The organism is Neptunomonas japonica DSM 18939 (assembly GCF_000422765.1).
Classification (GTDB): domain Bacteria; phylum Pseudomonadota; class Gammaproteobacteria; order Pseudomonadales; family Balneatricaceae; genus Neptunomonas; species Neptunomonas japonica.
The window spans coordinates 1-17,702 of the sequence record NZ_AUGR01000031.1 but is presented as its reverse complement, the minus strand read 5'-3'; the positions used below and the strand labels follow the sequence as shown (position 1 = coordinate 17,702).

At 41.2% G+C, this 17,702-nt stretch carries 15 protein-coding genes and 1 pseudogene; 4 read left to right on the top strand and 12 right to left on the bottom strand.

The features are described 5' to 3' along the window. Position 1: 1 nt before the first annotated feature. The 7 genes from G511_RS0116900 to G511_RS0116870 form a co-directional block, all read right to left on the bottom strand. Positions 2 to 1,678 carry an FAD-dependent oxidoreductase gene (locus tag G511_RS0116900; RefSeq protein WP_028470690.1) on the bottom strand — a complete coding sequence of 559 codons (1,677 nt, stop codon included), beginning with the start codon at positions 1,676 to 1,678 and terminating at the stop codon, positions 2 to 4. Positions 1,679 to 1,875: 197 nt separating this feature from the next. Beyond that, positions 1,876 to 2,802, bottom strand: coding sequence for a LysR family transcriptional regulator (locus tag G511_RS0116895; RefSeq protein ID WP_028470689.1), 927 nt, complete (start codon positions 2,800 to 2,802; stop codon positions 1,876 to 1,878). Between the two features lie 133 nt (positions 2,803 to 2,935). Further along, positions 2,936 to 3,898, bottom strand: a complete 963-nt coding sequence (locus G511_RS0116890) for an MBL fold metallo-hydrolase (RefSeq protein WP_028470688.1) — start codon at positions 3,896 to 3,898, stop codon at positions 2,936 to 2,938. A gap of 141 nt (positions 3,899 to 4,039) precedes the next feature. After that, a complete protein-coding gene (locus G511_RS0116885; protein ID WP_028470687.1) occupies positions 4,040 to 4,525 on the bottom strand; it encodes a universal stress protein in 486 nt (161 codons plus the stop codon). Between the two features lie 98 nt (positions 4,526 to 4,623). After that, the gene (locus G511_RS0116880; RefSeq protein WP_028470686.1) at positions 4,624 to 5,952 is read right to left on the bottom strand and encodes a TRAP transporter large permease; all 1,329 of its coding nucleotides are present in this window, start codon (positions 5,950 to 5,952) and stop codon (positions 4,624 to 4,626) included. Positions 5,953 to 5,994: 42 nt separating this feature from the next. Beyond that, on the bottom strand, positions 5,995 to 6,510 hold the full coding sequence (locus G511_RS0116875; RefSeq protein ID WP_028470685.1) for a TRAP transporter small permease: 516 nt from the start codon (positions 6,508 to 6,510) through the stop codon (positions 5,995 to 5,997). 10 nt (positions 6,511 to 6,520) lie between these two features. Further along, positions 6,521 to 7,546 (bottom strand): TRAP transporter substrate-binding protein, encoded by a 1,026-nt coding sequence (locus G511_RS0116870; protein WP_028470684.1) that lies wholly within the window; start codon positions 7,544 to 7,546, stop codon positions 6,521 to 6,523. A gap of 628 nt (positions 7,547 to 8,174) precedes the next feature. Between G511_RS0116870 and paaX the strand changes: the two genes are divergently transcribed. From paaX to G511_RS0116850, 4 genes are read left to right on the top strand one after another with little or no spacing between them, the layout of a single operon-like run. Then, on the top strand, positions 8,175 to 9,095 hold the full coding sequence (gene paaX / locus G511_RS0116865) for a phenylacetic acid degradation operon negative regulatory protein PaaX (RefSeq protein WP_028470683.1): 921 nt from the start codon (positions 8,175 to 8,177) through the stop codon (positions 9,093 to 9,095). Between the two features lie 21 nt (positions 9,096 to 9,116). After that, positions 9,117 to 10,433, top strand: coding sequence for an NAD(P)-binding protein (locus G511_RS0116860; RefSeq protein ID WP_028470682.1), 1,317 nt, complete (start codon positions 9,117 to 9,119; stop codon positions 10,431 to 10,433). Positions 10,434 to 10,488: 55 nt separating this feature from the next. Beyond that, entirely contained in the window at positions 10,489 to 11,046 is a 558-nt protein-coding gene (locus tag G511_RS0116855; protein ID WP_028470681.1) for a DUF2889 domain-containing protein, read from the top strand. A gap of 26 nt (positions 11,047 to 11,072) precedes the next feature. Then, on the top strand, positions 11,073 to 11,519 hold the full coding sequence (locus G511_RS0116850; RefSeq protein WP_036552330.1) for a MaoC family dehydratase: 447 nt from the start codon (positions 11,073 to 11,075) through the stop codon (positions 11,517 to 11,519). A 23-nt stretch (positions 11,520 to 11,542) separates the two neighbouring features. Here G511_RS0116850 and G511_RS0116845 read toward each other — a convergent pair whose 3' ends face one another. From G511_RS0116845 to G511_RS24560, 5 genes and pseudogenes are all read right to left on the bottom strand, one after another. Next, a complete protein-coding gene (locus G511_RS0116845) occupies positions 11,543 to 13,594 on the bottom strand; it encodes an EAL domain-containing protein (RefSeq protein WP_028470679.1) in 2,052 nt (683 codons plus the stop codon). Then, positions 13,587 to 14,186 carry a YfiR family protein gene (locus tag G511_RS0116840; RefSeq protein ID WP_051222189.1) on the bottom strand — a complete coding sequence of 200 codons (600 nt, stop codon included), beginning with the start codon at positions 14,184 to 14,186 and terminating at the stop codon, positions 13,587 to 13,589. The genes G511_RS0116845 and G511_RS0116840 overlap by 8 nt, the downstream gene beginning before the upstream one ends. Further along, positions 14,173 to 16,236, bottom strand: coding sequence for a TonB-dependent receptor plug domain-containing protein (locus G511_RS0116835; RefSeq protein ID WP_036552328.1), 2,064 nt, complete (start codon positions 16,234 to 16,236; stop codon positions 14,173 to 14,175). Before G511_RS0116835 ends, G511_RS0116840 begins: the two co-directional genes overlap by 14 nt. A gap of 287 nt (positions 16,237 to 16,523) precedes the next feature. Further along, complete coding sequence (paaY, locus tag G511_RS0116830) at positions 16,524 to 17,132, bottom strand: phenylacetic acid degradation protein PaaY (RefSeq protein ID WP_028470676.1); 609 nt, start codon at positions 17,130 to 17,132, stop codon at positions 16,524 to 16,526. A gap of 175 nt (positions 17,133 to 17,307) precedes the next feature. Next, positions 17,308 to 17,702, bottom strand: a pseudogene (locus tag G511_RS24560) (phenylacetic acid degradation protein PaaN); the annotation flags it as partial.

The window sequence follows — 17,702 nt, the reverse complement described above, 5'->3', positions numbered from 1 at the left end:
ATTACTTGCCCAGTGCTTTATTCAATGCCGCGCCAACGACTTGCTGATCAAATTGGCGCATACGTGCTGTTACTAACTGATCGGGACGCATTAAATAGAATGTTCCTGATTTAGCATCCAAACGCTCATTGACTGCGCCTACTTTATCAACTAATAGCTCAACCCCTTTTGGAAGTTCGATATCCATCTCATGGCGCGCCACGATAAAGGTTTTAACAGGGACTTCTTGAGTAGCTAACACGGCCAACTGCTCCAAAACATCTTGGCTCAGGTCTTTTTGCTGTTCAATAAATAGCAATCCATTAAATGTATTGCCTAAACATGTGAGCAGGTAATCTTCTTGGCCATTGCGCATTACCGGCCCGTCGGTACAAGGAGCACCAGGGACTACCTTACAAGCAAACTTGCTACTATCAGCTGTGTTCAATGGTGATTCAGTCAAAATAGGTGGAACCGATAAACGGCCACTGTTTACCAACGGGCGGGCAAAGTTGTAGTTTTTAGCCAGTTTTAAAACAGCATCACGAAAGACACGGCTAACAGCATTCTTTGGCGATATAAAGTCAGTACTGCGTGTAGAGTTAAGGATGTTTTCATCTGCAGCAAAAACACGCTCCGGCGAGTAGCTATCTAGCAAAGACTCTGGTGCACGATGCTCCATAACCAGTTTTAGTTTCCACACTAGATTATCTATGTCTTCAATACCTGAGTTAGCACCGCGTGCTCCAAACGGAGAAACCTGATGTGCAGCATCGCCTGCAAAGAAGATACGCCCCTTGCGGAACTCTTCCATGCGACGGCAAGTGAAGGTATAAACCGATGCCCACTCTAGTTCAAACTCCACATCTTCACCTAAGAAAGCTCGCACACGTGGAATAATATTTTCAGGTTTCTTCTCTTCTTCAGGGTCAGCATCCCAACCTAAGTCAAAATCGATACGCCATACATTATCAGCCTGACGATGCAATAAGGTTGATTGGCCTTCATGGAATGGAGGGTTAAACCAGAACCAACGCTCAGGTGGGAAATTCTTAGGATCCATGACGACATCAGCAATCAAGAAACGATCCTGGAAAACTTGCCCTTTAGACTCTAACCCACACATAGCACGTACTTTAGAGTTAGCTCCGTCACAGGCGATCACGTATTGCGCTTGAATCTGGTACTCACCTTCTGGCGTGCCCACTGTTAACGTCACATGGTCATTTTCTTCAACCACATTGATGACTTTGTTTTTCCAACGCAAGTCCGCATTATCTAGCTGGCTAATACGATCAACGTAATACTCTTCCATGTAATATTGTTGAAGGTTGATAAAGCCTGGACGGCGGTGGTGCTCTTCTGGAAGCATGTTAAAGCTATAGACTTGCTCTTCATCCAGAAACACTCTTCCGATATTCCACGTCACACCTTTATCAACTAATCGCTGACCTACACCCAGCCTGTCAGAAATATCCAGAAAGCGTTTGGCATAGCAAACAGCACGTGAACCAACGCTCACCGTGTTGTTATCATCAAGAATAACAACGGGCACATCATTAAGCGCTAAATCGACAGCTGCGGCTAGCCCCATTGGGCCAGCGCCAACAACAACGACTGGGTGCTTAACTGTTTTCTGGGAATCTTGATCTGCTGACCGAGCATAATGAAACTCGGGAAAAGTATAGGTATTTAACATTACAGGGGCTCTCGTTTTATGTTCTCAGGTTACATAGCGAACAGCGCTTTCATGTACTAAAGATACCGGAAACCCGTGCATTGATAATCAGGCTTAAGCGAATAAGATTCTTTCTAAAAAAGAAACAAAAGAGCGAATAAGCAGAATAAATGAGCATTAATTACACTAAAGACGTACCCATTATTCATTAATCCACATTAATGAACCACTTCAGCCCAAAGATCTTCTTTATGATTGGTTTCCAACCATTCACGAAAAAAATCTATAAAAGCACTGACTTTTGGCGAGGTGTATTTCCGGTCAGGATATACAGCAAAAATTGATAATAACTCCGGCTGATGATCAGGAAAAACCTGCACAAGGTCGCCTGATTTAACAAAGCGAGAGATAACAAAATCCGCTAAATTAGCGATACCTCGGTGTTGTAAAACAGACTCTCTCACCACCAAACTGTTATTGGCTTTTAAATCGCCACTAACGGGAACAGTACAACGCTTGCCATTTCTCTCTAAGGTCCATTGATTAGCATTAGCGGCATACACAAACACCAAGCAATTATGCTCTTTGAGTTGTTCTGCACATTCAGGGTAGCCGTGGGTATCAAGGTAGGTTGGAGTTGCGCAGATATACATAGGAATTTTAGAGATCTCACGCGCTATCATACTTGAATCCGGCAATTGCGGGTCGGCAATACGAATAGCCATATCAAAACCATCACGTATAAGATCAGGCGCCCTGTCATCTAGGGTTATATCGACCTGCACATCAGGGTGCTTATCCATAAACTCAGGAATTGCTTTTGATAGCTGCATCTGGCCAAAGGTCATATTACAAGTAATGCGCAGTATACCGCGTGGCTTTCCTTGCAATTGAGAGACTAGATTTTCTGCGTCTTCTACTTCTTCAAGAATTGTTTGGCACTTTTCATAATATGCAGCGCCAACGTCGGTAACAAATAAACGACGCGTTGTTCTTTGCAATAGCTTAGCGCCGATATGTTGCTCAAGCTGTGAAACCTGCTTGCTCACCGAAGAGCTGGAAATACCCATTTCTGCAGCCGCTAACGAGAAGCTTTTAAGATCAACGACGCGAACAAAAACACCCATTGCAGAAAGAACATCCATCCAAACACCTCAAATATTATTAGTCTGCTTAGAATGAAGCTAACAACTGTCTGGAGAAGTTACAAGTCTTTGATTTAATAGATAGGAAACGAAAAAGGCACCCTATAAGAGGGTGCCTTTGAAAAGCGAGTAATTAGTCTTGAAGTTTATCCCATACTTCTTGGTCACGCTCATCAGTCCAGATGCGCGGCCAGTCAATACCGTCAAACTCATCCCACAGACGCTGAACGTCAAATGGTAGGCAATGCTCAAAGATTGGCCACATACCAAACTTAGGACCTAAATGGTCACGTGTAGATTCAAACGCTTCTTTGACACTGCCGCCACGTTTATGAACTTCACCTACTTTCTCGATCATGCCCGTTAAGAAACCACGCGTTTGCTCGATTGCAGCATCAACATCAGCACGGCCACGAACAACAGCGCCACGGCCACCAACAAGTACTTCAGCTTCATATTTTTTAACTTTGTCTAGTGTCTCTGTAGACCAGTCAAAGTGGAAAGCATCACCGGTATAAAGCGCTGCAGCAGCTTCTACTAAGTCACCAGCAAATAAAACTTTTTGCTTTGGAATCCAAGCAACAATGTCACCTGCCGTATGACCACGGCCACAGTACTCAAGTACTAGATTGCCACGATCTCCACCTAGTGGAATTTCCATACGATCATTAAAAACGATATCAGGGTGCGTCAAACCAGGAATACCTTCTGGCTCACGGAACAGACGAGGCATACGGCCAAATTCACTTGCCCAATCCTGCATACCACGCTCTTCAATTAAGAACTTAGTATTTTCGTGAGCAATGATAGATTCTGCATTGTAGGCAGAAGCACCCAATACACGAACAGCATGGTAATGAGACAATACAAGATATTTAACAGGCTTATCTGTGTGCTCACGTAGTTTTTCTAACCAGTCATTGGCAGCTTTTGGTGTTGCGCGTGCTTCAAAAGCAACAATGAAGTCTTCACCTTCAACAGCACAAATATTTGGATCGCCTTCAGCTGTTAGCGCATAAATACCATCACCTAGGATTTCCAATGTTTCGGTTTTTACGCCGAGGTCCGCAGAGGACGCAAAAGACTTCTTCGTCATATTTTTTACCTATATTTGTACTACAGTTTTTGTACTACAGTAAATTCTGATTATTTCGATGAGTCATACGATACCGAATTCATTCTTTCTAAATAAGTAGCTAAACAGAACAATATTATTTCCTTACTAGAAACAAATAGACTATTTAAGCGGAATTATCAGCACGGGTATTTCGGTATGGTGCATAATGCGGTTTGCTGTTGAGCCCAACAAAAACTGCCCTACTGAAGAGTGCGTACGAGTTCCCATAACAATTAGGTCCGCACCTATCTCTTTTGCCACTTTGAGAATCACTCGGTCAGAAACCCCCTCTTCTACTCGCGGGATGACCTGTCCTTCTTGCATTATTTCACTCGCATCAAGCTCTGTTTCACAAAAGCGTTCAATACGTGAAACCAGCTTATTTTTCAGATTAACGATGCTTGAATCATGCATCTCGTTTAACGATGCATCGTTCATCATTGTTTTCATGATATTTCGTGCTGATGCACTTAATGGCTCAATCACATGTAGAAAGGTGATCTTGGCATTATAATGCCCCGCCATGCTGACGGCCGCTCTGAAAGCAGGACGAGAACCTTCTTCGATATCGGATGCATAAAGAATAGTTTTAACATCAGGTAACATTGTGACACCTCGTTTTATAGATACCATTTAATAGATCCACAGGTATCTTGCACAGAGTAAAAAGGGTGCAAAAAGCACCCTTATATTTTTCTTCGATTTTATCTATAGAGCATTTCGGGCAAGAAGAGCGATATGGGTGCAATCAGTGTTATCAAGATCAAACGAATGATATCAACACACCAAAATGGTGTAACACCTTTAAAGATAGTACTGGCTTTAACATCACGCAGTACCGCACTCAACACGAAAACATTCATACCTACAGGCGGTGTAATCAAACTGATCTCAGTTACTACCACCACAACAATACCAAACCATACAAGATCAAAACCTAGCTCTTGAACAAGAGGGAAAAAGATCGGAATAGTCAGCAGCAACATTGATAGACTTTCAAAGACCATTCCCAGCACAACATAAATCAGCAGAATGGCAAAGATGATCATCATCGGAGGAACGTCTAGCCCAGAAACAAGCGTTAGCAAGTCAGCAGGTAAACCCGCACGGTTGATAAAGTTTGAAAATATCAGTGCACCAATAAGTACTGTAAACAGCATTGCTGATGTGCGAGCTGTATCTGTCAAAATATCGAACAGACTACCAAAATTGAGTGATTTTCTGAAAAGTGCAATAGCAAATGCACCACCTGCGCCAATCCCAGCCGCTTCAGTAGGCGTAAATACACCCAGATAAATACCACCCATAACGATACTAAAGAGTATTAAAACTCCCCACACACCGTTAAGTGCTTCTAGACGCTCTGGCCATGTGAATTTTTCACCACAAGGACCATCTTCAGGGTTACGCCAAACCACGTAACGTACAGCAACCAAATACAAGATGATTCCCAGCATGCCCGGTATAAAGCCTGCAGCAAATAACTCACGAATACTGGTCTCGGTTAGGAGGCCATAAATAACAAGAATAACGCTTGGTGGAATAAGAATACCCAGCGTACCGCCCGCTGCTATAGAAGCCGTAGCCAAGGAGTCAGCATAGCCATACTTACGCATAGGAGGCATTGCCACCTTAGCCATTGTTGCAGATGTTGCCAAACTAGAGCCGCAAATAGCAGAGAACCCACCACATGCCACCACGGTCGCCATCGATAGACCACCTTTACGGTGACCTAAGAAAGCATAAGATGCGCGGTATAGCTCTTGGGATAATCCAGATTTAGTAACAAAGTTACCCATTAAAATAAATAAAGGAATAACAGAAAGGCTGTATTCCTGTGCTGTATCAACAATTCTTTTAGCCGCCATACTAATAGAAGGCGTCCAATTAAAGTCTGTAAAATTATCGAAATTCAAACCTTGCACAGCTGCAAAGCCGAAGAACCCTACAATACCCATAGAAAATGCAATGGGGATACGTACGACAACAATCAGCAGCAGTAAAATCGCGAAACCGATTAACGCAGTTTCCATAAGGAGATACCTATAACGTTAAAGGTGAAATGAAAAGGTTATTTAGTCACGATCCTGTGTGAGCATATGGTAAACACCATAAGTCATCATCAACGCCGCCGTTGCCCAACTCATAAAGGCGATATATTGCACAATTATGCCAACGGGAATCTCTAGCAACTCAGTGATCTCTTCTCTTCTGAAAGAGCGATCTGCAAATTGAAAGATTCTGACGCCTAAATAGTACAGTGAGCCCGACATTAACAAAGCAGAGAGTAGCCCCAATGCTTTAAGCACAGTATTGCTCCATATTTTGTCAAGAATATCTACGACGATATGCCCACCACGCCATGTAACAATCGGCATTTCAGCAAATACAAGGATAGCAATCCCTATCTCTGTTAACTCTGTTGTGCCATCGACCGAATTACCGAAAAAGTAACGACCAAAAACATCGGCACAGGTTAATATCATCAGTAAGAACAGCGTAATGGCAGCCACCAATTCAAGAGCAAAGGCCAGCCATTGGACTGGCCCTCTCTCTTCATAGTGCGCTGTTAACCAGGCACTAAATCCCATAGCCTACTCCTTATTTACCGTAGTTTCTGGCGATAGAGCGCATCTCTTCAAGCGCTGCTTTTGCATCTACTTTGCGAGAAGCAACACTTTCGATCCACTCTTCATCCATACCTTCTACGATACCTTGGAATTCCTTAGCCATTGGACCATCTGTTGCGACTTCAGTAACATTCACACCTTCAGCACGTGCAGCGATCAAACCTTCAGCATCAGCTGCATCCCATGCAGCACCCGCCATTGCCGCTAGTTTTTCGCCAGAAACAGCACGAATCGCTACACGGTCTTTTTCACTCAACCCTGCCATGAAGTCAGGGTTGATGAACATAGCAAAACTACCCAGATACATACCACCTGGCAGAGCAACTACATTTTTAGCTACTTCTTTCAAACGTAAAGACTTCTGTTCACCCATTGGGATAAATACACCATCAATTACGCCCTGCTGCATCATTTCATACACTTTAGGCGCTGGAGCACCTACAGCAGTTACGCCTAAGCGCTTACCTAGTTCACCCTGTACACCACCACCTAAACGAACTTTTTTAGACTTTAAGTCTGCCAAGCTAGTGACTGGATCAGCCATATGAATTTGGCCAGGTCCATGGGTAAATAATGTTAGTACTTCAAGGCCATCATGCTCTTGGGCTTTAGCGAAATATTTATTATGTACACGCCAATGAGCAACAGAAGCCGCTTCAGCGCTTACACCCAATAATGGTTGCTCAATACCCTGAGTCAATTTAAAACGACCAGGAACATAACCGTGATAACTAAAGCTAGCGTCAACAGCGCCATCTTCAACCAAATCAAACATTGTCTTAGGGTGACCCAAGCCATATTCCATTTGCACTTTTACACGCCCTTCAGTCGCTTCTTCTACCCATTTAGACCATGTAGGCCATACAACGGCATTCTGCGCATGAGTGGGTGGTAACCAGCTTCCTACACGCAATACAGTATCCGACATTGCTGTTGTAGAAAGTGACATACCGAGTGTTAAGGCACCTGCAACTTTTAGGAAGTTTCTTCTTATCATTGATTTGCTCTCCTGGCTTAAGTAATCGCTCATTTTTGAGTCAGCGAAAAATCTATTATTATTAGTATCTTTTTTAAAAACCTTAGGCTGTTAACGTATCGTTGCAACTTTTTTACTACTACAAATACGCCAACATCAGGTAATTTTTTGTATCATATATTCACAGTTACAACACCATAAAATTGACATCTATCAAAAGATACCTGATTTCATCTAGCGAATAACCTAGTGCATTTGCAGAAGATTATTTCCTATTTGGAAATTGTTATTTCAATCCTTGCCTCATTTAGGGATGAGTTGCTCCCTTTTGTACGCTTAATGGCCTATCCCATAAAAGTGCTGAGCCACTCAAACAAAATGACACAAGAAATGATCTATTGATAGAAAATAGTGTATCACATAATCAATGTCAATTCCCTTATTTGCTTAGATCAGCAAAGATTGGTTTAAATTTACTTAATATATTAAGTAAAATATTGTGTCATTTCAACGTCTATTTTTTATACAGACCATTTATAGCGCGCCTCGTTAAAGCACATGCCTCCTCGCCTAACAACGCTGAAGGCTGCTACCTTTCAGCAAAATAGATGCTCTCAAATTTCTAAAGCTTACGTGATATAATATTTTTATGAACAAACTCAAATGCATAGATGAACTCGTTGAAGAGTTTAAAGACCAACGCCCTATTCGCGGAGGCTCTCTGATCATCACTATTTATGGTGATGCGATAGCTCCTCGTGGTGGATCTGTATGGCTAGGCAGCCTGATTCGTTTACTTGAGCCTTTAGGTCTCAATCAGCGTCTTGTTCGTACTTCTATCTTCCGCTTAACTAAAGAAGGATGGTTAACCTCTAATCAAGTTGGTAGACGTAGCTATTACAGCCTTACTGATACAGGACGCCGTCGCTTTGAAAGCGCTTTTAAGAGAATATATGCTGAGCTCTACCCTGAATGGGAGGGTAAGTGGGATATGCTCATTACCACTCAGCTCGATAATGAGTTAAGAAAAGTATTAAAGAAAGAGTTTGAGTGGCAAGGCTTTGGCAACATTGCTCCAGGGGTAATGGCACACCCAATGGCTGATTTAGTCGAAATCAATAACACCTTACAAGAGCTATGTGTTACTAACGAAATCATCCATATGAAATCAGAGCTGTTTGGTAGCCATACATCAGCTTCTCTCAAGCAGCTAGTCCATGAATGCTGGAATTTAGACCAACTTTCAAAAGACTACCAAGCTTTTCTTGATCGGTTCCGCCCTATCCTGCGTGCTTTAGATAACCAAACCGGTTTAGACCCAGAGCAATGCTTCTTATTAAGGACATTACTCATTCAGCATTATCGTCGATTATTACTAAGAGATCCTCGCTTGCCTGAAAAGCTATTGCCGGCAGATTGGGTTGGTACATCTGCACGTATATTGTGCAGAAACATTTATAGAAAGATTTTCATACCCGCTGAAGAGTTTTTATCTGCCACACAAGAAACAGCTGATGGCCCATTACCAGAACCAGCACCCCATTTTTTCAAACGCTTCGGTGGTCTTTAATTCAAAGGACCTGAGTAATTTATGATACACATCGCCATTATTGGTAGCGGCCCATCTGGTTGCTATATCGCTGACATGCTTGCAAAGAAATTACCAGACTCTCATGTTGATCTATTTGAAAGACTGCCCACACCTTTTGGTTTAGTCAGAGCAGGTGTTGCACCAGATCACCAACATACGAAAAACATTACTCGACAATTTGAACGTACTCTTTCCCGTGAGAACGTTCGCTTTGTTGGTAATGTCCATATAGGTACAGACCTTTCCTATGCAGAGCTAAAAGAACATTACCATATTATCGTCTTTGCCAGCGGAGCCCCCATTGACCGTAAACTAGGCATCCCAGGAGAGTCTCTTGATGGCGTTTATGGTTCTGGCGAATTTAGCCGCTGGTACAACGGGCACCCTGACAATGCCGACTTAAACCCACTGATCTCTGAAAATATTGCAGTTATCGGTAACGGTAATGTCGCTCTAGATATTCTTCGCGTTCTCTCTAAGGAGAAAGAACTACTTCTTAAGAGTGATATTAGTCAAACTGCTCTAGATAAGATCAGCAACGCTAACATTAAAAATATCTATATTATTGGTCGTCGCGGGGCTGCAGACGCCAATTTTACGCCGATGGAACTTCAAGAGGTTATGTCACAACCCAATCTGACATTTCATATTGATACTTCTGATATCCCTGAATCCCCACCAGAGCATATTCCAGAAGAGCGATTGAGAAACACCGCTAAGAACCTGGAGATACTTCACAATACCAAGACCCAAGCCTCCGCTCCAAATGGAGGTATTATCCATATACATTTTTTGTTTAATCGCCCCATTAGCACCATTACAAGCGATACATCTCGCGTTTCAAATATTGAGCTTACGGTGAATAATGCGACTAGCAGCCTGGCGACAAGTTCAAAAAACCTGTTACCCCTCAATGTTGGTACTGTCATATCTGCTATAGGATACGTATCCGCACCGGTACCCAATGTTCCATTTAATAATAACAGCGGTATTTTTGAGCATCACAATAGCCTTATAGAGCCCGGTGTTTACGCGGTAGGATGGTGTAAAAGAGGTGCGAACGGCGTTATTCCATCGAACCGAGTTGATGCAACAACCTTAAGCAAAGACATTATTGCAGACTTGGAAAATACTGTTCCGCTTCCACATAAAGAAGGGTTTTCCTGTATATCTACACTCTTTAATGAACGTAATATTAAACCTGTTAGTTATAATGACTGGCAAGTAATTAATAAAGCCGAAATTGATAGAGCAACAACGGGTAAACCCCGTGAGAAGATCACTACAGTTTCTAAAATGCTGAACCTGCTCAATTAACTTAGTTATCAGCACGTTCAACTTTTCGACAACCCTAATATAGAAGATCAATGTCATGCCTTTATCTCCTCCTGCTAACCGAATACCGCAACATACGCGTACCGTTATCTGCAAAGGTTTTCGTCGTGAAGACGGCTTATGGGACATCGAAGGGCATCTTGTAGATATTAAAGATCATGACATCATGTCTAAAGAGCGAAATGACGGAAAGATACCGGCAGGTGAAGCCATCCACGATATGGCATTGCGTATCACCATTGATCTTGATCTTAATATTGTCGATGCAGAAGCCAGTATGGACTTTACCCCTTTTGAATACTGCAAAGGGATTAGTGAAGCGTATAAAAAACTGATTGGCTTACAGATAAAGCCCGGCTTCACAAAAATAACCAAAACTCTCTTTAGTGGAGATAATGGCTGCACACACTTATTAGAGCTACTTGGCCCTATCGCTACATCTGCCTATCAGTCAACTTACCAAGATCGTGAAAAAGAAGATAACTGGACAGCAGGAAACGCACTTCCTGATGTAATGAACACTTGCCATAGCTGGAGTCAGCAAAGCCCAGTAGTTCAAAAGCACTGGCCCCATTTCGCTACTTTTAATGAGTAATCAGTCCAATCAACGAGGAGACGGCTATGGATCGGTATTTTGATGATTTCTCTGTAGGAGATACCTTCACTGCTCAAGGGTTCACATTGAGTGAAGGCCAGATATTAGATTACGCACTTACTTATGACCCCCAGCCTTTTCATATAGATGCCCAAGCAGCATCAGAAAGCGTTTATGGTGGTTTAATTGCCAGTGGTTTTCAGACTACATCACTGTGTTTCAGAATGGTGATTCAAACACGAATTTTTGAAACCGTCAGCATAGGAGGTCCTGGTATTGATGAACTACGCTTCCTTGCTCCGGTTAGACCAGGAGACACCATTCGGCCTGAAATAGAAATTATTGATATGAACCCTTCAAAATCCAAACCCGATAGAGGTATTTTAAGAATCAAATGCAGAGGCTACAATCAACACCGCAATGAAGTAATCAGCTTTATCGTTATTATGATGGGTAGAAGAAAACTAACTTAGCCTTTCTTCAAAAAGAAGATTGACTAACCAAGCATCTCTGCTGGTACTGCAATAAAGCGCTTTGTAAACTCCATAGCCAGTATGGGCTTTGAGTAATAATAGCCTTGGCCATAATCACAACCCGCTTCTAATAAGAGCTCATGCTGCTTAGCTGTTTCAATACCTTCAGCGATAACTTTAAGTCCTATACGATGAGCCATTACGATAACGGCTTCACACAGAGCTAGGCTATCATTACCTCTCTCAATACCTTTCACAAAAGACTGATCTATTTTCAATACATCGATATCAAGTTCTTGAAGATAAGATAGTGATGAATACCCTACGCCAAAATCATCAATCGACACTTCGACTCCATGATCTCTCAATGTAATCAATTGGCTCTTGATTGAATCATTACTCTCCATCAACAGGCTTTCAGTAATCTCAATTGTAATCATATTCCCAGGAATGTGATTAGCCTTGAGCTGCTGCAACCAATTTTCTATCCACGTCGGGTCACCCTTATACAATAAAGCTGACGTATTAATAGAGATCGGAATTTCTTTTCTTGTCATTGAGCGCCATAAAATAGATTGCTTAAGCGCATGTTCTGCTACCCAGCTACTCACCTCGCTGATTAACCCCATCTCCTCAGCTAAAGGAATAAACTGACTGGGACGGATAATGCCTTTAGACGGATGGTTCCAGCGCACCAGTGCTTCTGCTTTAGTAACCTCATTCGTCTTTAACTCAATAATAGGCTGATAACATAAAATAAACTCGTTTTCATAAGTAGCACGTCTTAAATCATCAGATAACATCTTTTTGTTCTGTGCGTTTACTTGCAGCTCACTTGTAAAGAAACGATAGCAATTGCGCCCCGCATGCTTTGACTCATACATAGCTTGGTCTGCATGCTTAACGAGTGATTCAACATTATCACCGTCATCAGGATAAACCGTTACACCAATACTCCCTGAGACGAATACTCGCTCATCCTTTAATTGAAAAGACTGCGCTAAGCACTTTAAAATATTCTCAGCAACGGCGTTAATTCTTTCCTTAGAACTAAGGTCCTGAATAATAAGAGTAAACTCATCACCACCAAGACGCGCCACTGTGTCTGTTTCACGCACACACTCCACTAACCGCCTAGAAGCCTTTATTAGTAGCAAGTCACCATAGTCATGACCTAGCGTGTCGTTAATCTCTTTAAAATTATCAAGGTCTATAAAAATGAGTGAGAACTTCAAATTGTATCGACTTGAATAGTCGATTGTTCTTTGCAACTTTTCATAAAAAAAGTGTCGATTGGGTAGTCCAGTCAAACTATCGTTATATGCTTGAAGTCTAAGGTTCTTGTTTGCCAATTCAATTTCTTTAGTCCGATCAAACACTTGGGTCTCTAAGTATTGATCACGCTCTTCAATCGTGTTCAACATCTGATTAAAATAACCCGTAAGATCGGCAATCTCATCATCTGTTATTTTTTTAGCACGTAAAGAGTAATCACGATTAGACGATACTTTTTTAGCAAGTGACGCTAGTTGGATAATAGGAGCAACAAACCTTTTTCTTAGACTCAACGAGATAATAAAACAAATGACAAAGTTAGCCAAAATCAAAACAATAAGGAAGTATAAGTAGAACTGGCTTCTGTTCTCGACATAAGATTTGTCTGCCATAATAAGAAGTTTACCAAAATCTTGGTTATCAAAAACGAGCCTGTTCTTTATAATAATATATTCGTTCAAATTCTCGCCCAATGTAAGATAAGCTTTTCTATCACCTATACTCGTAATGATAGAACCATCAGGGCGGCTAACGCTTGAGTAGATGATTTCTTGTCTTTTATTTAACGGATTAATAAGCTCATTAACTGTTTGGTTATCATCGAACATTACAGCAGTAATCAAATTAGGCTCTAATATTTCGGCAATAGAAGTCAAATTCTTTCGCTGTTCATTAGTTGCTGAGAACCACTCATTAACAAACAAAACACTTGCAGTAATCATCGCTGATAAGGTTGATATACCTACTAGCATCAGTAAAAGCTTATTTGCAATAGAGCCAGTTTTTTTTATTTTATTCATGTGAGTTTTCTCCATGAATTTTACCTAACCTTAAAACCTTAGAACTAAGTTTCAATCCAGATTTTTTTAAATTACTAACGCTAACCTCAAATCTTATCTTTCCTGACAAAATAAAAAAATTTATATGCCCGCCTAATAGAATGAAGCCTTTATTTTCGCCAATAAGCATTACTTGCCGGCGTCCTAATTGATTTACCCTATTCTTCCAATCCAAATAATATTTTTTAGTAACAAAAACCACATTACATTTATTCAAATCGTTATTAACATCTATTTTTTCTATAACAACAGGTAACCGTTTGACTTGCTTTTCATAAAATGTAATTTTCGCTACTTCAGTGAATGCCTTATCTGGGCTACAAATGGTAAAGCCATCTTGATTGATCAAACCAGACTCCCACTTCCCAAACCTAGAAAAATTATAAATAAAACCAGATTTAAGAATCAGTTCTCGATCAAGCTCAGCACCAAATACGGGCGCAGAAGAAATTATCAGCACTAAAATAAGAGCTTTGATATTAAATATTTTAGGTGTAGAGCTAAAATATTTATATAGCATTGAAGCTAGCACTTGATTATTAAAATTCGACATACAGGCTAGCTGTCACCGATTTTTCAACCTTAGTGGGTGATGTGTGCAGCTCATTCGAGTTCAAGTATTCATAGCTATCACTACTCAACAGGTTCCATGCATTCACTGACAACATTACATTAGGCTTAATTTTCCAACGCCAACCAATGTCTGTAGTAAAAATATCTCCTGTTTTATACGTATCCCCTGATTCTGACTTTACATTAATGTTTAGTGACTGATTATGAGGCAACATAATATTGAACTTTGCCATCGCTTGAATCAGGGTTGAGTTACGGCTGATAGCAACGATATGACCTGAAGGAAGGTCATAGTCTAGTTTTGTAATAGTATATGACAGCTCAGTGTTTAGCTTAGGAGATATATCCCAACTTAGCACCGCATCAACACCCGTAACATTCAAAGTAGCCAAAGAAGCCAAATCAAAATTAACAGGAGTGCTTTGTAATACAGATAAAGCTAAAGGAGCATTGCCTGCAAGTAAGGCAGCCATGACAGAATTTAAAGCATTCGGATCCACTGCTGGACTGTAAGTTAGTGTGTTATCTGAAGATGTATTATAAATTGAAAGATCAAAAGAATAATCTTCCTGAGCTAAACGATAGCCCACTTCATATGAAACAGTTTTCTCTGCTTCTATATTAGGATTCCCCCTTAAATAAGTTGCTAATACATAATTGTCTATTAATGGATTTCCAGTATTAACAAAGTCCTTAACCTTGCTCCCACTGACTTGTAATTTAATATTATGCTCTAGATAGGAAGGGACCCTTGCCGCTTTTGAAGCATTAAACCATAGCGTTTGCTTTGGTGAGAATTTATATATCGCTCTAAAGCTTGGTTGGTTTTCCCAACCGGTAAAATCGTTATGAGCTGACATATTACCTAAAACAATATGAAAAGTGTCAGGCACTATATTTAACTGCGCTTGAAAAAACCCACCGTAGTGTTCTAGTTTATTGCTTTCTCCAAAATCCATTATATAGTCAACACTATCAAGCTTAATATCGTTATAACGATAATAAGCCCCCATATCTATCTGGTGCTCACCTACTAATGTGTTAATTTGGTATTCAAAATCAACGGCATTAAATTCTTCACCTAAGAACTCCTGATCACCCGTTTCTTTATTTGCAGATAGCTGGACCATGTGATTAGAATTTTTTGAGAGACGCTCCTCAAAACGAACAAGAAAGTCTATTTTATTTCGCTCAACACTTTCATTATATGAATTATTTATACGAGTAGCCGTGTTAACACGACGTGTTGTTTGACCCATTCGTGAATTCAGGACATTCCACTTAGCAAAGAGCGTTATATCATCATCAAAAGCGTAATCAGCACGCATACCAATGCTATTAAGCTGGACAGTATCATTCGTTGGGAAAAAGCCTTGTGATGCTTTTTCTCCTTCCAAGTGATGGGAATACACTCTATAACTACCTTGATTACCTATGCTGTCGCCATACCTAAAATTCATATTATATTCTTGCTCTGAGCCAGCCGCTATATTGGCGTAGCCCGTACGAGTATCTATTGAATTTTTAGTTATGACGTTTACGACACCATTGGATGCATTAACGCCCCACAGCGTCCCGGTTTGACCTCGTATAACTTCTATACGCTCAACATCTTGTATTGGTACATCGATATTTTCCCAATAGACACCTGCAAAACTTGGGTTGTATACACTTTGCCCATCAATCAGCACTAATAAGCTGCTTGAATAGCGTCCGCCTGCAAAGCGTGTCGTAATAGCCCATTGATTATTATCTATCTGTCGAACTTGCATACCGGGTACTAAACTCAACGCTTGGGGAATCGATTGCACTCCAGCATTTAGTAAGTCTTTATTGGATAGCACGTATATGGAAGATGCCGTATTGCTGATCGGCTGAGAGCGCTTCATGGCAGATGTCACCTGTACATCTGCGTTCATCAAAGACTCAAGCTCAAGATCAACATCATTTGCTTCAACCACCTTTACCAAAGTAAGCAGGCCAATGATAAAACTAACGCCCCAGCGGTGATAACTTTGTGTTTGAAGCATAATTATTTTATACCTGCATCTATTTAGCGGTTTTACTGGATTAAAATCTAATCTAAAACAAGGAGTTAATATCACCACCAATACTAGCAACAGACTCTTAATGTACAATAGAAATCAAGAGAGTCTCTTTTCGGAGACAAATTATACATACATCATTCATACAAGTCTTCTTAGATATCTGTTCATAGAACCGCATACAGAGTAGCTCAGACACAAGAAAGCCATTGACCGTTAAATCAATGGCTTATCGTTTTAAAACAAATGAATAACTCGTAATTATTGAGAGACTAGCCCTCTGCTTTTACCTGATATAAAGGCTTCACATTAACATCTATCTCTAGACGCTTGCGGTCTGGTTCAACGGAGGTGAGCGCTTCAACCTCACGCATAGTACTTAAGCTGCGCACTGCCAGATCTTGATATTGCGCTGTCCCTTGTGATTTCCACTGAATCTCTTTATCAGACAACTCACGAATTATCCTGACTGGCGATCCTGCAACCAATGTACGATCAGGCACTTCAAACTTAGCTTTTACAAAACCCATTGCCGCAACAATGGCTGATTCACCAACAATCGCACCATCCATCACTACGGCATTCATACCAACCAATGCATTTTTCTTAATGACACAACCATGCAATACAGCGCCGTGTCCTATATGCCCATCTTCCTCAACAACCGTATCGCTATTAGGAAAACCATGCATAACACAGGTATCTTGTATATTAGCTCCCTCTTTCAATACTAGTCGTCCAAAGTCTCCACGCAAACATGCCGCTGGACCCACATAGCATCGCGGCCCAATAATAACATCACCAATTAGCACTGCTGTTGGATGTACATAAGCTGTCGGGTCAATAACCGGTGTAACACCATCAATTTCGTATACTTTCATTCTGCTCTCCAAATCAGATAACTAAGAATAATGCCCCGATTATATAAAAGAGGGTAATAAAAAAGGGGGACTGCTCATATTACTGCGCATCCCCCTTTATAACGGAAACAAATACATGAATACCAGTATTCATTAGCCGCATCTAATTTTTAAAACCTATTTATTGCTGCCTCTATTACGCGTGACGGCGGCTCTGTACTACACGAAAACGATTCGCGACATACGCTAAATCTGATAAGCAGGCATTGGCTGCCGGGTTACAACCCGTGGCATGAAAATCACTGTACGCCGCACTTTGGTTGACGAACACACCGCCGGTTAAGTTGCTGCTGAGGGCAACACCACCATCAATTGCCGCTTCTTCTATCTGTTCCTGCACACTGTCGCTACTCGTATAACAACCCAGTGTAATAGCACCGTGCTGTTTAACCGCATCCGTAGCCAGTTCAATTGAATGTGCGGTGTTCTCGGTTTTCACGACAAAGCTAATCGGGCCAAACAGCTCTTGCATGTAAGTGTCGGCTTTATCGGCATCAATGCTCATCAGCAAAGGTGAGCGCACTCGTGCAT

Excerpts from the sequence above, each read along its gene's own strand:
- G511_RS0116895 (WP_028470689.1), bottom strand. The coding sequence starts at position 2,802 with ATGGATGTTCTTTCTGCAATGGGTGTTTTTGTTCGCGTCGTTGATCTT.
- G511_RS0116875 (WP_028470685.1), bottom strand. The coding sequence starts at position 6,510 with ATGGGATTTAGTGCCTGGTTAACAGCGCACTATGAAGAGAGAGGGCCA.
- G511_RS0116885 (WP_028470687.1), bottom strand. The coding sequence starts at position 4,525 with ATGTTACCTGATGTTAAAACTATTCTTTATGCATCCGATATCGAAGAA.
- G511_RS0116860 (WP_028470682.1), top strand. The coding sequence starts at position 9,117 with ATGATACACATCGCCATTATTGGTAGCGGCCCATCTGGTTGCTATATC.
- G511_RS0116900 (WP_028470690.1), bottom strand. The coding sequence starts at position 1,678 with ATGTTAAATACCTATACTTTTCCCGAGTTTCATTATGCTCGGTCAGCA.
- G511_RS0116870 (WP_028470684.1), bottom strand. The coding sequence starts at position 7,546 with ATGATAAGAAGAAACTTCCTAAAAGTTGCAGGTGCCTTAACACTCGGT.
- G511_RS0116890 (WP_028470688.1), bottom strand. The coding sequence starts at position 3,898 with ATGACGAAGAAGTCTTTTGCGTCCTCTGCGGACCTCGGCGTAAAAACC.
- paaY (WP_028470676.1), bottom strand. The coding sequence starts at position 17,132 with ATGAAAGTATACGAAATTGATGGTGTTACACCGGTTATTGACCCGACA.
- G511_RS0116840 (WP_051222189.1), bottom strand. The coding sequence starts at position 14,186 with ATGTCGAATTTTAATAATCAAGTGCTAGCTTCAATGCTATATAAATAT.
- G511_RS0116850 (WP_036552330.1), top strand. The coding sequence starts at position 11,073 with ATGGATCGGTATTTTGATGATTTCTCTGTAGGAGATACCTTCACTGCT.
- G511_RS0116880 (WP_028470686.1), bottom strand. The coding sequence starts at position 5,952 with ATGGAAACTGCGTTAATCGGTTTCGCGATTTTACTGCTGCTGATTGTT.
- G511_RS0116845 (WP_028470679.1), bottom strand. The coding sequence starts at position 13,594 with ATGAATAAAATAAAAAAAACTGGCTCTATTGCAAATAAGCTTTTACTG.
- paaX (WP_028470683.1), top strand. The coding sequence starts at position 8,175 with ATGAACAAACTCAAATGCATAGATGAACTCGTTGAAGAGTTTAAAGAC.
- G511_RS0116855 (WP_028470681.1), top strand. The coding sequence starts at position 10,489 with ATGCCTTTATCTCCTCCTGCTAACCGAATACCGCAACATACGCGTACC.
- G511_RS0116835 (WP_036552328.1), bottom strand. The coding sequence starts at position 16,236 with ATGCTTCAAACACAAAGTTATCACCGCTGGGGCGTTAGTTTTATCATT.